The 13,017-nt window shown below is 48.3% G+C and carries 12 protein-coding genes and 5 tRNA genes; 3 read left to right on the top strand and 14 right to left on the bottom strand.

Annotated elements, in window-relative coordinates:
- Nucleotides 1–79: 79 nt before the first annotated feature.
- From DXA87_RS02070 to DXA87_RS02055, 4 genes are all read right to left on the bottom strand, one after another.
- On the bottom strand, nt 80–466 hold the full coding sequence (locus tag DXA87_RS02070) for a hypothetical protein (RefSeq protein ID WP_021904589.1): 387 nt from the start codon (nt 464–466) through the stop codon (nt 80–82).
- Between the two features lie 116 nt (nt 467–582).
- A complete protein-coding gene (locus tag DXA87_RS02065; RefSeq protein ID WP_117503117.1) occupies nt 583–891 on the bottom strand; it encodes an AtpZ/AtpI family protein in 309 nt (102 codons plus the stop codon).
- 308 nt (nt 892–1,199) lie between these two features.
- Entirely contained in the window at nt 1,200–1,820 is a 621-nt protein-coding gene (locus DXA87_RS02060) for a hypothetical protein (RefSeq protein WP_117483494.1), read from the bottom strand.
- Nucleotides 1,821–2,738: 918 nt separating this feature from the next.
- Nucleotides 2,739–3,845 (bottom strand): M20/M25/M40 family metallo-hydrolase, encoded by a 1,107-nt coding sequence (locus DXA87_RS02055; RefSeq protein ID WP_117503116.1) that lies wholly within the window; start codon nt 3,843–3,845, stop codon nt 2,739–2,741.
- A 395-nt stretch (nt 3,846–4,240) separates the two neighbouring features.
- On the opposite strand from DXA87_RS02055, the gene DXA87_RS02050 reads away from it, so the two are divergent.
- Nucleotides 4,241–5,785, top strand: a complete 1,545-nt coding sequence (locus DXA87_RS02050) for an AbgT family transporter (RefSeq protein WP_117469047.1) — start codon at nt 4,241–4,243, stop codon at nt 5,783–5,785.
- 83 nt (nt 5,786–5,868) lie between these two features.
- On the opposite strand, the gene DXA87_RS02045 is transcribed toward DXA87_RS02050, so the two are convergent.
- Nucleotides 5,869–6,495 (bottom strand): nuclease-related domain-containing protein, encoded by a 627-nt coding sequence (locus DXA87_RS02045; protein ID WP_117503115.1) that lies wholly within the window; start codon nt 6,493–6,495, stop codon nt 5,869–5,871.
- A gap of 382 nt (nt 6,496–6,877) precedes the next feature.
- Between DXA87_RS02045 and DXA87_RS02040 the strand changes: the two genes are divergently transcribed.
- On the top strand, nt 6,878–8,416 hold the full coding sequence (locus tag DXA87_RS02040; RefSeq protein WP_015553046.1) for an AbgT family transporter: 1,539 nt from the start codon (nt 6,878–6,880) through the stop codon (nt 8,414–8,416).
- Nucleotides 8,417–8,558: 142 nt separating this feature from the next.
- Here the strand turns inward: DXA87_RS02040 and DXA87_RS02035 are convergent, their stop codons facing one another.
- Nucleotides 8,559–9,083 carry a C-GCAxxG-C-C family protein gene (locus DXA87_RS02035; protein WP_117503114.1) on the bottom strand — a complete coding sequence of 175 codons (525 nt, stop codon included), beginning with the start codon at nt 9,081–9,083 and terminating at the stop codon, nt 8,559–8,561.
- Between the two features lie 148 nt (nt 9,084–9,231).
- Here DXA87_RS02035 and DXA87_RS02030 point away from each other — a divergent pair.
- A tRNA-Gln gene (locus DXA87_RS02030) sits at nt 9,232–9,303 on the top strand.
- Between the two features lie 31 nt (nt 9,304–9,334).
- Here DXA87_RS02030 and DXA87_RS02025 read toward each other — a convergent pair.
- From DXA87_RS02025 to DXA87_RS01990, 8 genes are all read right to left on the bottom strand, one after another.
- On the bottom strand, nt 9,335–9,538 hold the full coding sequence (locus tag DXA87_RS02025) for a hypothetical protein (RefSeq protein ID WP_117503113.1): 204 nt from the start codon (nt 9,536–9,538) through the stop codon (nt 9,335–9,337).
- Nucleotides 9,539–9,595: 57 nt separating this feature from the next.
- A tRNA-His gene (locus DXA87_RS02020) sits at nt 9,596–9,669 on the bottom strand.
- Between the two features lie 36 nt (nt 9,670–9,705).
- Nucleotides 9,706–9,779: transfer RNA gene (locus DXA87_RS02015), tRNA-Arg, on the bottom strand.
- Between the two features lie 23 nt (nt 9,780–9,802).
- A tRNA-Gly gene (locus DXA87_RS02010) sits at nt 9,803–9,873 on the bottom strand.
- A gap of 90 nt (nt 9,874–9,963) precedes the next feature.
- A tRNA-Pro gene (locus tag DXA87_RS02005) sits at nt 9,964–10,038 on the bottom strand.
- A gap of 282 nt (nt 10,039–10,320) precedes the next feature.
- Nucleotides 10,321–10,845: a metallophosphoesterase gene (locus DXA87_RS02000; protein ID WP_015553044.1), complete on the bottom strand. Its 525-nt coding sequence runs from the start codon at nt 10,843–10,845 to the stop codon at nt 10,321–10,323.
- 3 nt (nt 10,846–10,848) lie between these two features.
- Nucleotides 10,849–11,451 (bottom strand): XTP/dITP diphosphatase, encoded by a 603-nt coding sequence (locus tag DXA87_RS01995; RefSeq protein ID WP_015553043.1) that lies wholly within the window; start codon nt 11,449–11,451, stop codon nt 10,849–10,851.
- A 7-nt stretch (nt 11,452–11,458) separates the two neighbouring features.
- Nucleotides 11,459–12,982, bottom strand: a complete 1,524-nt coding sequence (locus DXA87_RS01990; RefSeq protein WP_117503112.1) for a lectin like domain-containing protein — start codon at nt 12,980–12,982, stop codon at nt 11,459–11,461.
- Between the last annotated feature and the right edge of the window lie 35 nt (nt 12,983–13,017).

The raw sequence follows: 13,017 nt of genomic DNA, 5'->3' as shown, positions 1-13,017 counted from the left end.
CCTTTCCTTAAGACTCCTGAAAGACTGCTGTCTGTTCCACAACAGCAGCGTATAAGGCTCTATCCGTCAAGCCTGAAGCTCAGGCCATACGGTCGGTTCGTTTCTGAAGTACCGGATACACATAAGCTCCGGTCTTCAAGCCCAGTGCGCCGAGAACGACTGCCAGAAGGTTGATCGTCGTAAATTTCCATAAAAGGCACACCAGTATTACCGCGCACAGGCTGCGGATCAGCGAATGGATCACCATCTTTTTGCTGCTGTACGCCCCATCAGCCGATTCCACACAGAGTTCCGTGGATCTCGCGATACTGATGAGCAGTACCTCCGCCGCCGCGGCTCCGATCAGCACTCCGGCGATCACCGGAACGGTTCGAAAAAAAATAAGGCAGATGAGAAGCAAGATCATATTATGGATCAGAATCCCGATGCTCATTCCCACTACCTGTCTCTTTGTCTTATCACTCACGATTGTTCCACCCTTTCAATTACCCTACCGAGGCTGTCTTTTGCCGGACAGTTCACTGCTGCTTCATATTCCGCTTTCGTTTATGGGTACCGTCTTCTTTGCCGTCCCTTCGGCCGTCACCGCCATCTTTTGGGACGGTCAGCACCGTCTCCGGTTCCGAAACGGCTCTCCCACTGCTTTACCTGCTCTTTCTTTTCCCTGTCTTCGTCTTCTTTCTCTCTGTCTATGATATGCTTCGCCATCTTATATGCACTCAGGCCGCCCGAGAGAACACCCAGGATCAGGAAGATCAGAACGGTATGAAGTCCGGTCTTTTTATCGATCCAGCTTCCGAGAAGCACACAGATAAGGACCGGTGTCACAACATTGAGTCCGAGCTGGGTGATCAGCACCAGGTTTTCAAGTCCGTTTTTTTTCTGACGCATTTTCTCCCACCTCACTTACCGCGTAACGCATACCGCCATTATACTAAATATTTGCGGATTTGTCCATTTCTACGCATCGACTTTACAGATATTTCATGAATTCTTTTGTCAATAATTTGCTATATTTGGACACAGTTGGATGATTGTCCAAAAATCGCCGAATGATTTTCCGGGTAAATCCAGATCTGATTCATATTTCTTCTATATTTATATATAGAAAAAAGAGACACAGTTACTTCCATGTCCCTTCATTTTTTCTTCAGACTTTATTTTCTTATGTAGAGGATCCATCGGTCCGCCCATGATTTTCAGTAATTCATTCCTGTGATCGCAAGTTCTCCGTCCACGGTAATGCCGAGGATGATATTCGGAACACCGTCGCCCAGAACGATTCCTGCCATAACCGGTTCAAGGGTATCAACATCCACCTTTCCGATCGCTGCCTCCATCTCATCGGAAAAGATCTCCGCCGGGTCCAGTTTCATGAAATCTTCCTTTGTATCCACCATTCCGCCGTTTGTCTTCACACAGGAGATAAACGCCGGAAAATCAATATGGTCCGCAAGGCCTTCCATATCCTTATTCTTCACGATCTCGACAAGCTCCTTTGCGTAAGACTTGTAATCCGTTTTTTCAAGCTTTGCAGCCACCTCACTCTGGAGCTTCGCCAGCTCCTCACCGGAGATCTCCTCCACCTGTACACCTTCAGAGCTCTCATCTGTCTCGAACGCTCCCGGACCTTCCGCCATCTTCGGATCCACATTGGAAAGATCCGGTTTTGTCGTGTCCGCCGCTTTCGTTTCCGCATCGGCAGCTTCTGTCGTTGTCTTTGCTGCGTTTTCCTGTGTCTGTGTATGTTTTGATCCGCATGCGGTCGCCATCACCGCTGTCATGCAGAGCGCCGCCGACAGTAAAACGTGTTTCTTCATGATTAAAAGTTCCTCCTCTGATCTTATATGTGCTCCCGGATTCTTCTTTTATATGTGCTCCAGGAATCATCTGCTTTTCCGGTATCTGCCCCGCAGACATCTCCCCGGGTACTCAGGGGATTTTCCGGCATACAGCCACCTGTTATACTGCATCAGAACTATACCACGGCTCCTTTTTCATGACAATAAACAAATTCTAAAGAAATGGTTATTTTTTCGTTAGAAAATCTCCACTTATTTTATTTTCCTTTTAGAGTTTCTCCATACTTCCGTCACATTCTTCCTGTATACTTTGTATCATAAAAGATACCAATCAGCAAAAACATCACGAAGCGTTTTATAAAAACGAAAGACGAGGCGTGTAGCGCCTGATCAGGTATATATAAAAATGGGGCCGGCAGGTAAATGAAATGCGCGCACATTTATGCCGGACTCGACTAAACATAATTCTCGGATCCACAAGGATCCGGAATTGACATATATTCGATACTCATACATCCCCCTTTTTTAGTATTTGTGTGAAAAAACTCCGGTATGCCAGAACCGGAGTTTTTTCATGTCTGAAAATCAATCGACGTGTCCTCTCACCCAGCACAGGTATTTGCTACAATCTGCATCTTCACGCGAATGCGCATCTTAGGGCACGTTAGTGCCTTTTTTATCTGGTCGTTCCATCGTAATCTCCTGTTAAACTAAAAAAGAATGTGCCTTGGCACATTCTCGCGCCTCGCGCGGTCGCTTGCGACAGTCTACATCTTCGCGCGAGTGCGCATCTTTGGCACGTCAGTGCCTTTTTATGTAACAGGAAATTCCTCGGAATTTCCTGTTACATAAAAAACAGAGCAGCCCTTTTATCGGCTGCCCTGTAATCTATTTGCCTTCTTTTTATATATTCCGCAAATCTTATTCTATTATTCATTAGTGTGTCATCAGATCCAGAACAAGCTCCGCGCACTTATTGAGGTTCTCGATCTTCAGCGTCTCGCCCGTAGTATGTACCTTCGTCATACCGGTAGAGAGAACGATCGGCTTGATTCCGTGAAGGGCCATTACGTTCGCGTCGCTTCCGCCGCCGCCCTTTGCAGTCATCGGTTCGCAGCCGATGCGCTTGCAGGACTCGAACACTCTCTGTACCATCGGATCGTCGTTCGCAACATTGAAGCTTACATAGTTTGTCTTTAACTCGATCTCAAGCTTTGCGCCCATCTCGTCACAGGCATCCTGTAAACATTTCTGCATATGGGCAGCCTGCGCGTTTAATTTATCGAGGTTGCGGCTTCTCACCTCTGCCACGAACTCAGCCTTTTCCGGAACGATATTGGTTGCGTACTCAGCCTTTAAGGTACCGATATTGCAGGTCGTCTCCTCATCAATGCGGAGCAGGTTCATCTTTGCGATTCCCTTTGCCGCTACCTGAATCGCACTGATTCCCTCTTCCGGAGCAAGTCCTGCATGGGAGGAACGTCCGATGATCGTCGCGAAGATCTTGATCTGGCCAGGTCCGCAGGTTAAGATCTTTCCAACATCACCGCTGGCATCGAATACCATTGCCTCTTTGCCTTTGATCATGGACAGATCCATATTTTTAACGCCGTTCATTCCGCCCTCTTCACCGATGGTGAATAAGATCTCTGTGTTGCGGCACGGAAGATTCTGCTCTTTGATCACCTTGACAGCCTCCATGATCGCCGCGATTCCGGACTTGTCATCACCGGAAAGGATCGTAGATCCGTCTGTATGGATAATTCCGTCATCGATCAACGGTTTGATCCCGTTACCCGGAGTCACGGTATCCATGTGCGCACACATAATCGTCGGCTCACCCGGAATCGTTCCCGGAAGATATGCGCATACGTTAAATCCGTTGGATCCGAACCCCTCTCCGGCCTTATCGGTCTTTACTTCCAGACCGAGTGTCTTCAGATCCTCAACTAACTTTTCCCCCATCGCTTTCTCATTCTTTGTCTCGCTGTCGATCATCGCGTAGCCAATGAATGTGTCGAGCAGTCTCTTTTCGTTAATCATCTGCTAACCCCTCCTGTTTTTCCTGCTGCAAAGACCTCTTTTCCGGGCCCTGCATCGCAAATCTTACTCAATCATCTTAACATGGATCTGCCATCTCCGCAAGAAAATACCTCAGCTTTATCCGGTTTCCTGACCGGATCTCTCTGGATCCATTTTGTTTTTGTCTGAATTTTCTAATTTATTTGAATTGTATTAATAATATGAGCTGTAAAAACATTTGACTAAATAAAAAAGGTATGGACAGTTATTTACAAAAGATATATAATCGTTTTATAAAAAGTTAATATTTTTCATTCTTAGCAAAGAATTAACTTTTTACTTCATCGGCGAAATTGCTGGAAATCTTCCTGTTTTTTCAGTTATTTCGTACTTTTACTATCACAGGAGGTTTCTGTATGAGCGAAAACACCAATACTGCAACAAAGCAGACCTGGCTCGACAAGGCATTGACCGTAGTCGAAAACGTATGTAACAAACTTCCCGATCCGGTAATCCTGTTCTGCTGGCTCTTCCTTTTCACAGCGATCATCGGTACGATCGCAACCGTAGCCGGTGTAAGCCTGATCAACCCGGCATCCGGAGAGGCCGTTGTTTCCCAGAACTTCTTCTCGGCAGACGGACTTGACTGGTTCCTTAATAATATGGTAAAGAACTTTACTGGTTTCGCACCGCTTGGTCTGGTAATCACCATGACACTCGGTATCGGTCTCTGTGAGGAGTCCGGACTGATAATGTCCCTCTTAAAGGGATGTCTGAGCGATGTTCCTCCGGCTCTTATTCCGTACCTCATCGCATTCGTCGGTACGATTGGAAATATTGCTTCCGATACCGCAAACATCATCGTTCCTCCGCTTGCTGCGCTCCTCTATATCGGTGCAGGAAAACATCCGGTCGTTGGTATGATCTGTGGATACGCAGGCGCGAACGCCGGCTTTACTGCAAACTTGATGGTTGCCGGTACCGACTCCCTGCTTCAGGGGCTTACAAACGATGCAATCAAGGGCTTTTTACCGGATACAACTTTCCAGGTAGATGTTACCTGTAACTGGTTCTTCATGATTGCTTCTACATTCCTCTGCTCGATCGTGATCGGTTTTGTTTGTACAAAGGTTGTAGAGCCGCGTTTCGGAAAATACGAAGGCAATACTGATGAAAAGATTGAAAAGCTGACAAGCGAAGAAAGCAAAGGACTCCGTGCCGCTGCAATCACAGCCATCGTGTATATCATTCTCCTCGTAATCGGCTTCTTTACCGGTCCGTTAGCCGCTGAGAACGGTGCCTTCGTTGGATCTCCGCTCTTAAAGGGTCTGATCCCGATCCTGTTTGTATTCTTCTCCGTTTGTGCGATCGCATATGGCTTCGCTTCCGGTAAATTCAAAAAATCCGGCGACATCAGTAAAGCAATGAACAAGCAGATGGCAGCAATGGGCTCCTACGTTTCCTTCTGTTTCTTCTGCGGACAGTTCCAGGGCTTATTCAACTGGACAAAGCTTGGTACACTCCTTGCGATCGGCGGTGCTGATCTTATTCAGTCCGCAGGCTTCACAGGTATCCCGTTATTCATCTGCTTTATCTTCGTTGTAACCTGTGTAAACATTTTCATGTCCTCCGGTTCCGCAAAATGGGCGATCTTCGCACCGATCTTCGTTCCGATGTTCATGCTCCTTGGCTACCATCCGGGCTTTACACAGTTACTTTACAGACTTGGCGATTCCCCGACAAACGCAGTTACTCCGATGTCTGCGTATATCTGGATGATTCTTGCAACCGCACAGACAAAGTACATGAAGGATATAAAGATCGGTACTCTTATTTCCAACCTTCTTCCGATCGCTGTTATCCTTGAAGTGATCTGGGTGATCTTCTTCATCATCTGGTATCTCATCGGTCTTCCGATCGGACCGGGTGTTGGTTCCACTCTTCCGGTTGGTATCCTTTAAAACTTTCGGCAGTACATAACAGATTTGTCAAAAAACGGGCAACTCCATTCCGGAACTGCCCGTTTTATTCATCTTCCGTTTTCCTATTTTGCAAGTTCTTTTATAATAGAAGAAACCTTATCGTAATCGTACTGGACTTCTTTTACACCCGACTGTTTTTTATACCAGCTCTTTAATTCCTGATACGTTGTGGAGAAAGAACCATATCCGAGATACAGCTCCGGAGTCTGGAAGTTGTCCGCGAATACGACCATCGGCATCACCTTCAGGCTCTGAACTCCGTTTTCTTCCATCACCTTTGTGATCTCCGCCGCGCCTTTTTTCAGCTCCAGAAGCGGATTTTCAAACTCCTCTTTTCTCTTTGCGTCCTCTCTCCGCCACATTGCTCCGTCCGGAGTTCCGTATATCTTAATTCCCCAGCCGTAAGTTCTTACAAGGTAAACGCCTCTCTTATCCATAAGGACCACATCAAACGTCATTTTTCCTTCCGGCAGATTTAAAGTCGCGTTCTTTAAAACCTCACCGGGCTTTCCGCAGATCTTCTTCAGCCGTCCGGAAACCTTTTCCACTGCCTTCTCGTGGTTCCGCTGTTTGTTCATGTGTTTCGCGATCAGCCAGAACACCAGCACACCGGCCAGTATGTAGGCAAAGAACATAAAGTAGTCCTGCGCCGAATGAAGTTTCCATGTCTGAAAGTTTCCACCAAACATATTATATCCTCCCAGGTATTCAATTAACCGCACATTGGCACTTGCTGCCACTGACAGTCTTTTTTGAATCCGTCAGGCAGGATTCCTTTATTATCTGTCATCACGTTTCATGCACGATACTTTATCTTAACATGAAACCACTATAAACGCAATAATCTTCTCATAATCGCCATTTCCTGATTTGTGCATTTTTACCAAATATTTATCATTCCATTTGGCGAAATCTCCGGCTTTTTTTTCAGTTTTCTAATCTAAAAATAAAAATTATAAACACTTTATAAAAAACATATAGCTTTTTTGAACCATTTATAGTATAATATCCATGCAAGCGGGATCTCGGGGGTTTAGGTCCCGTAAATTAAGTTTACAGGAGGTTTTTCAAATGAGTGAAAACACTACCGCTAAGAAAACCGGCGTGGACAAACTGATTGATGGTATCGAAAAAGTTTGTAACAAATTGCCGCCGCCAGCGATTCTGTTCTGCTGGCTCTTCCTTATCACAGCCATCATCGGCTGCATCTTCAGTGTAATGGGCGTTGCCCTTACAAACCCGGCTTCCGGAGAGGTCGTAACATCTGCGAACCTGTTCTCCAAAGACGGCGTTGACTGGATCTTAGGCAACATGGTAAAGAACTTCACAGGCTTCGCTCCGTTAGGTCTGGTTATCACCATGACACTCGGTATTGGTCTCTGTGAGGAGTCCGGAATGCTGATCTCCATGCTGAACAGTTCCTTAAAGAACGTTCCTGCAGCTATGATCCCGTACGTAATCGCATTCGTTGGTACCGTTGGTAACATCGCTTCCGATACCGCTATGGTCGTTATCCCGCCGATGGCTGCCATCGTTTACATGGGCGTAGGCAAGCACCCGGTAGTTGGTATGATGGTTGGTTACGCAGGTGCTCAGGCCGGTTTCACAGCAAACCTGATGGTTGCCGGTACTGATACTCTGTTACAGGGTCTTACAAACGATGCGATCAAGGCATTCATCCCGGATACAACATTCCAGGTTGACCCGACCTGTAACTGGTTCTTCATGATCTTCTCCACCTTCCTCTGTGCAGCAGTTATCGGATTCTGTTCCGTACATATGATCGAGCCGCGTTTCGGAAAATACGAGGGTGCCGGAGAAGCAAAACTTGAAGAAGTTACTCCGCAGCAGAAGAAAGGTCTTAATGCTGCAGCTCTTACCGCGATCATCTACATCATCATCATTGCAATCGGATTCTTCACCGGTCTTCTTTCCGGCGAGAACGGTGCGTTTATCGGATCCCCGCTCTTAAAGGGCCTGATCCCGATCCTGTTCGTTCTGTTCTGCCTCTGCGGTCTTGCATACGGCTTCACTGCAGGCACATTCAAGAACGCTGTTGATGTCAACAAGGCAATGTCAAAGCAGATGGCCGGTATGGGTTCCTACGTTCTGTTCTGCTTCTTCTGTGGACAGTTCCAGGGCTTATTCAACTGGACAAAGCTTGGTACACTCCTTGCGATCGCAGGTGCTGACGGACTCGAGGCTGCTGGCTTCACAGGCATTCCGCTCTGTGTAGCTTTCATCCTTCTCTGCTCCTTCGTCAACATCTTCGTATCCTCCGGTTCCGCGAAGTGGGCTATTTTCGCTCCGATCTTCGTTCCGATGTTCATGCTCCTCGGTTATCATCCGGGCTTCACACAGTTACTTTACAGAATTGGTGACTCCCCGTTCAACTGCTGGACACCGATGTCCGCATATATCTGGATGATCTTAAGTGTTGCTCAGACAAAGTACGTTCCGGATCTCAAGATCGGTACTCTGATCTCCAATATGATCCCGATGTCCATCGTTCTTCAGATCGCATGGATCATCGTAGTTGTTATCTGGATGATGATCGGACTTCCGTTCGGACCGGGCGTAGGCGTTGCTCTTCCGGCTGGAATCCTCTAATTCAGAGTATAGCAGCTTACAAAGCTTATTGTGTAAAATATAACGGCAGAATGACCCGTCGCTTTTGCGGCGGGTCATTTTTTGTTGCCATAATGATACCTCAGAGATGCGTTCTTTTCTTCTCAAGATCGGAAATTCAATTCTATTTCTGTAGTTCTTCCAAGTGTCTCTCCAGAATATCCGCTGCACAGGCTGCAAGCTCTGCACATGGGCGCTTTTTATAGTAGCTCTCCGTTCTCGCCTCCGGAACCGGAGTTGTATCCGAATTGATCCCCGATAAAAGTTCCCTGCAGATATAGCTGCCGTTCTCGTCTTTAAACGTCGTTACAAGCTTCTGAATCCTTTTATAGTGATCCTGCTTCTCCGCCGCCGCTTTCGGGTCTGTATAGCCTTCCAGAGCCCCACAGACCAGTGCCATTCCGCTGACACAGCCACATACCTCCCGAAGTCTTCCGAGGCCGCCGCCAAACGAGGACGCCAGGCCTGCCGCCATCTCTCTGCTGATTCCGCGCGTCTCCAGTTCATCCGCAAACGCCAGTGTCACCGCCTGAGAGCAGTTGTAACCTTCCCGGAACAATTCTCTCGCCAGCTCACCTCTCGATTTTAAACAGGCTGATCCTTTTTTTTCTGTGTTTTCCACAACCTCTGCTGTTTTTTCCTCTGTCATTGCTATACTCCTTTCCTGTCAAACCATAGTTAAAGTTCTGCCATGCGCTTTCTTATCCAGATCAGCATATGGCGAACCAGATGGCAAGTCGCCAATCCTCTGCTTGTTTTTTTTTCAGTCTTATGATAGAATACTATTGTTATGGCAATGGGCCATCGCCAAGCGGTAAGGCACAGGACTTTGACTCCTGCACTCGAGGGTTCGAATCCCGCTGGCCCAGCGGAAAAAGGCTGAATTTCTATTATAGAAATTCAGCTTTCTTCATTTTCATTGAGTTCATTTTCTATTTCCTGAATCATCTTCAGAATGCTTTCCCGACAATGTTCCACCGCATCCGCGCACACGTCCAGGTCTTCCTTCGTCACCTCAACACTCTCATCTCCCGGATATCTCTCTGTAAAATAATATCCGTTAATGATCTGCGTTTCCACTTTCACTTCACGATCAAATTTCACATCTAACCTTTCGTAAAATGCAAAAAAGCCCCGGGAACTGCTTCCCAGGGAAATACGGGTGGATACAGGGATTCGAACCCTGGGCCTCCAGAGCCACAATCTGGCGCGCTAACCAGCTGCGCTATACCCACCATAATATAAAATTCGAAATCACACTTGATTTCAAATGAGCCTGAAGGGATTCGAACCCCCGACCCACGGCTTAGAAGGCCGTTGCTCTATCCAACTGAGCTACAGACTCATTATGCTTTTTCGCAAAAGCAAAGCGGGTGATGGGAATCGAACCCACGTATCCAGCTTGGAAGGCTGGTGTTCTACCATTGAACTACACCCGCAGGAAAATTTTTCTTTTTTCGCTGACCAGTAGATTATATCTCATATTCACTCATTTGTCAACAAGTTTTTTATCTTTTTTTCGATAAAAATCGGGGTGACAGGATTCGAACCTGCGACTTCCTGGTCCCAAACCAGGCGCTCTAGCCAAGCTGAGCCACACCCCGGGGATTTCGCAAAGCATTTAAAAACAAAAGTTCACTAAATGCGTTTAAAATTATACCGTAGATAGGTTGGATTGTCAACCACTTTTTTTATTTATTCGAGGCTTTATTCGAGGCTGAATCCTCCACTATCTCTGTTCCGGCGGCATTTCTTCTACAATTGGCTGCATACGCACTTTCTGCGCAGGCAGCTATCTGATTTCATACAAAAAGCAGTTCCGAACTTATTCTTCGAAAACTGCTTTCTGATTTTATCTGTTTTGTGCCAATTATTTCCGGTCCCGCCTAGTAAAGTCCCGACGGAATATCCCTGTCCTGATCCACATAACAGACCGTATAATGTGCCTCACCGTTCCGATCAAGCTCCATCAGCATGTAGGACGGCTTTCTTCCGTCCTGTCTCGGATAGGAGAGACTTCCCGGGTTCAATACAACAAGCCCGTCCTCACAGTACTCCAGATGCGGCTTGTGGGTATGTCCGAACATGACGATATCGGCTTTTCTGGCTCTCGCCTCTTCCTTGATCGTCTCCAGCTCGAAAGATACGCCGTACATATGGCCATGGGTCAGAAATGCCCGGTATTTTCCGATCGAGATCTCCTTCTCCCTGTCTGTCTGGGAGAAGAAGTCATTATTTCCGCGCACCACGCGGATCACGCAGTTATCATTATTTACCCATTCCTTAAAATATGCCTCGCTGCCCTCGGTATCGCCCAGGTGGATCAGCATATCGAACGGGGACTGTTTCTCAATAATTTCCCTGAGATTTCCATCTCTTCTGTGGGTATCGCTCACGATCAGAATTTTCATACTTTATTCTCCGATCTCTTCTGCAAGACGTTTCTTCATCGCCCGAAGCGCTTTTCCGCGGTGACTGATGGCATTCTTCTCATCCATGGTGATCTCCGCCGATGTCTTTCCGTACTCCGGCAGCATCAGGATCGGGTCATAGCCGAATCCGCCTGCGCCAGCCGGTTCATGGGCGATCACACCCTCCATGGTTCCCTCCGCTGTCAGGGTTCTTCCATCCGGGAGAACTGCCGCGATCACGCAGACGAAACGCGCCGTGCGCTTTTTCTCCGGAACACCATCAAGGCGGTGGATCAGGTTCCAGTTTTTAATTTCATAGGAAGTCTTCTCTCCCATGTAGCGCGCGGAGTAAACGCCCGGCTCCCCGTTCAACGCATCGATCACAAGACCGGAGTCATCTGCCAGAACGATCCCGCCTGTCTTCTCCCACACGGCTTTTGCCTTAATTAACGCATTTGCCGCGAATGTATCTCCATCCTCAACAATATCAATATCCACACCGGCTTCCTTCATGGACAGGATCTCCGCCCCGAGGTCTTTTAAAATCTCGCGGATCTCCCGCATTTTTCCGGCATTTGATGTTGCAAAAACAATTTTATGTTCCATGTATCTCTCACTTTCCAATTTTCCGGCTGTAGGCCTTCAGGCACACGTTGCATCTCTTGGATGTCTCCGTCCGTTCCCACAAAGAGCCGTCGAAACTAATATACCCCTCGCCGTCGCCTATGTCAATATTTCCGGTCCGTCCGCCCCCAGCATACTCCACCGCCACCGGCTGCGTCGTCCCAGGCGTGCGGATCCTTACCGCCACAACGAACATTTCGCCTGCATCCAGTTCCTGGGACTTTGCCAGGTTCACTGTATAAAATCCCGTATCCAGCAGTGTCCCGGATGCCAGGACTTTTCCACTGTCCGTCTGGAATTTCACATTATTTTCCACATGTTCACGGAAGCTGTCCCCGTCAAACACATACACTTCATACTCCGTGTCCGGTGCCGTAGCGTAGAAGCCCACCGCCTCCAGCGTCTCGTCTGACTCCGCTGTATACGCGTTCGCCATCCAGGCCTCCGGCTCGCCGAATCCCATCTGCCCGGTCCAGCCGCAGAGGTCGCTCTGGTAATTCCTGTCGAAATTGTCCGCCGGTCCGATGCCGCAGGAGGAGATTCCGCTCTCCGCGATCCAGCTGTCCTCGTAGGACACATGGAAAAAGCCGCCGTCTCCGAAGTTCTCTCCCCAGCTGTTCACGCAGAGGAACGCTCCGTCCGATTCCGGGTTCGATGCAAATTTTTCTTTCGGATAATTGTCATCCCATCCGATGATCACCGCGTCATGGTTCGGTTCTTCGCTGCCTTTGTAGCAGACATCCTCATCACTCACCCGGTTTTCTGACGGGAGGTAGAGGGACGTCTGGACACCGCCATATAAATACACCGCCCGTTTTACCGCGTCGTAATTCCGTTCCGGCAGGATCCGGATCTCCTGGACGTGGCAGACAGGTGCAAGGTCGTCCGGCGAAGTGCTGTCCCCATAGGGATCATCCTCCTCGGAGACAGGTCCCTGCCAGGCTAAAAGATACGCCATCGCCATACTGTAATCGCCGCCGGAATTCTGACTGATCCCAAAACTGTTGTGGATCGACATGTGGTCCGCCGAGAGCGGCACCGCCATGGACTCCGGCATAGAGGTCTCCACCGCCTTTAACGCCGCGAACGCCCAGCATGTGCCAAGATCTCCCTGGTCGGAGACGGAGACAGTTCGATGCTCACGGATGTCATAGGATGAGGGGAGTTCTATGGCTTCCGGATCCGAATTTCCGCTGCCGGAAGCCTCCGTTCCTGCATCTGTATTCTTCTGGTCAGGATCAGCTCCCGCTTCATCTGTTTCTGCCAGATCCACGCCGCCATCTGTCAGCGTTTCCTTACCCCCGTCCGTGCTTTCCACACGCTCCGCAATATCCTGGTCAGATTCTTTCTCTCCGCCTTCCTGTTTCGGATCCAGCACAAAGGCGATCTCTGTGGTTACCAGATCCAGGATCTCTGTCCTCGCTGTAAAGACAGCCCCGGCTGCCAGCACCGCGATCCCACAGATCCACAGGCCGTCTCTGTTTCTGCGCCCTTTTCTTCTTCGACTTCTCATATCCGCTTACCTGCGTTTCTGCCTGCAATCGGCTT

The sequence above is a fragment of the Desulfotomaculum sp. OF05-3 genome, assembly GCF_003435535.1.
GTDB classification, from domain to species: Bacteria; Bacillota; Clostridia; order Lachnospirales; family Lachnospiraceae; genus Pilosibacter; species Pilosibacter fragilis.
Note: the sequence above shows the minus strand (reverse complement) of the source record. Positions and strands in the feature narration are given on the sequence as shown.

What these genes read in the sequence shown, in the direction of transcription:
- DXA87_RS02065 (WP_117503117.1), bottom strand. Translation starts at nt 891, where the DNA reads ATGCGTCAGAAAAAAAACGGACTTGAAAACCTGGTGCTGATCACCCAG.
- DXA87_RS02060 (WP_117483494.1), bottom strand. Translation starts at nt 1,820, where the DNA reads ATGAAGAAACACGTTTTACTGTCGGCGGCGCTCTGCATGACAGCGGTG.
- DXA87_RS02055 (WP_117503116.1), bottom strand. Translation starts at nt 3,845, where the DNA reads ATGATTAACGAAAAGAGACTGCTCGACACATTCATTGGCTACGCGATG.
- DXA87_RS02050 (WP_117469047.1), top strand. Translation starts at nt 4,241, where the DNA reads ATGAGCGAAAACACCAATACTGCAACAAAGCAGACCTGGCTCGACAAG.
- DXA87_RS02045 (WP_117503115.1), bottom strand. Translation starts at nt 6,495, where the DNA reads ATGTTTGGTGGAAACTTTCAGACATGGAAACTTCATTCGGCGCAGGAC.
- DXA87_RS02040 (WP_015553046.1), top strand. Translation starts at nt 6,878, where the DNA reads ATGAGTGAAAACACTACCGCTAAGAAAACCGGCGTGGACAAACTGATT.
- DXA87_RS02035 (WP_117503114.1), bottom strand. Translation starts at nt 9,083, where the DNA reads ATGACAGAGGAAAAAACAGCAGAGGTTGTGGAAAACACAGAAAAAAAA.
- DXA87_RS02000 (WP_015553044.1), bottom strand. Translation starts at nt 10,845, where the DNA reads ATGAAAATTCTGATCGTGAGCGATACCCACAGAAGAGATGGAAATCTC.
- DXA87_RS01995 (WP_015553043.1), bottom strand. Translation starts at nt 11,451, where the DNA reads ATGGAACATAAAATTGTTTTTGCAACATCAAATGCCGGAAAAATGCGG.
- DXA87_RS01990 (WP_117503112.1), bottom strand. Translation starts at nt 12,982, where the DNA reads ATGAGAAGTCGAAGAAGAAAAGGGCGCAGAAACAGAGACGGCCTGTGG.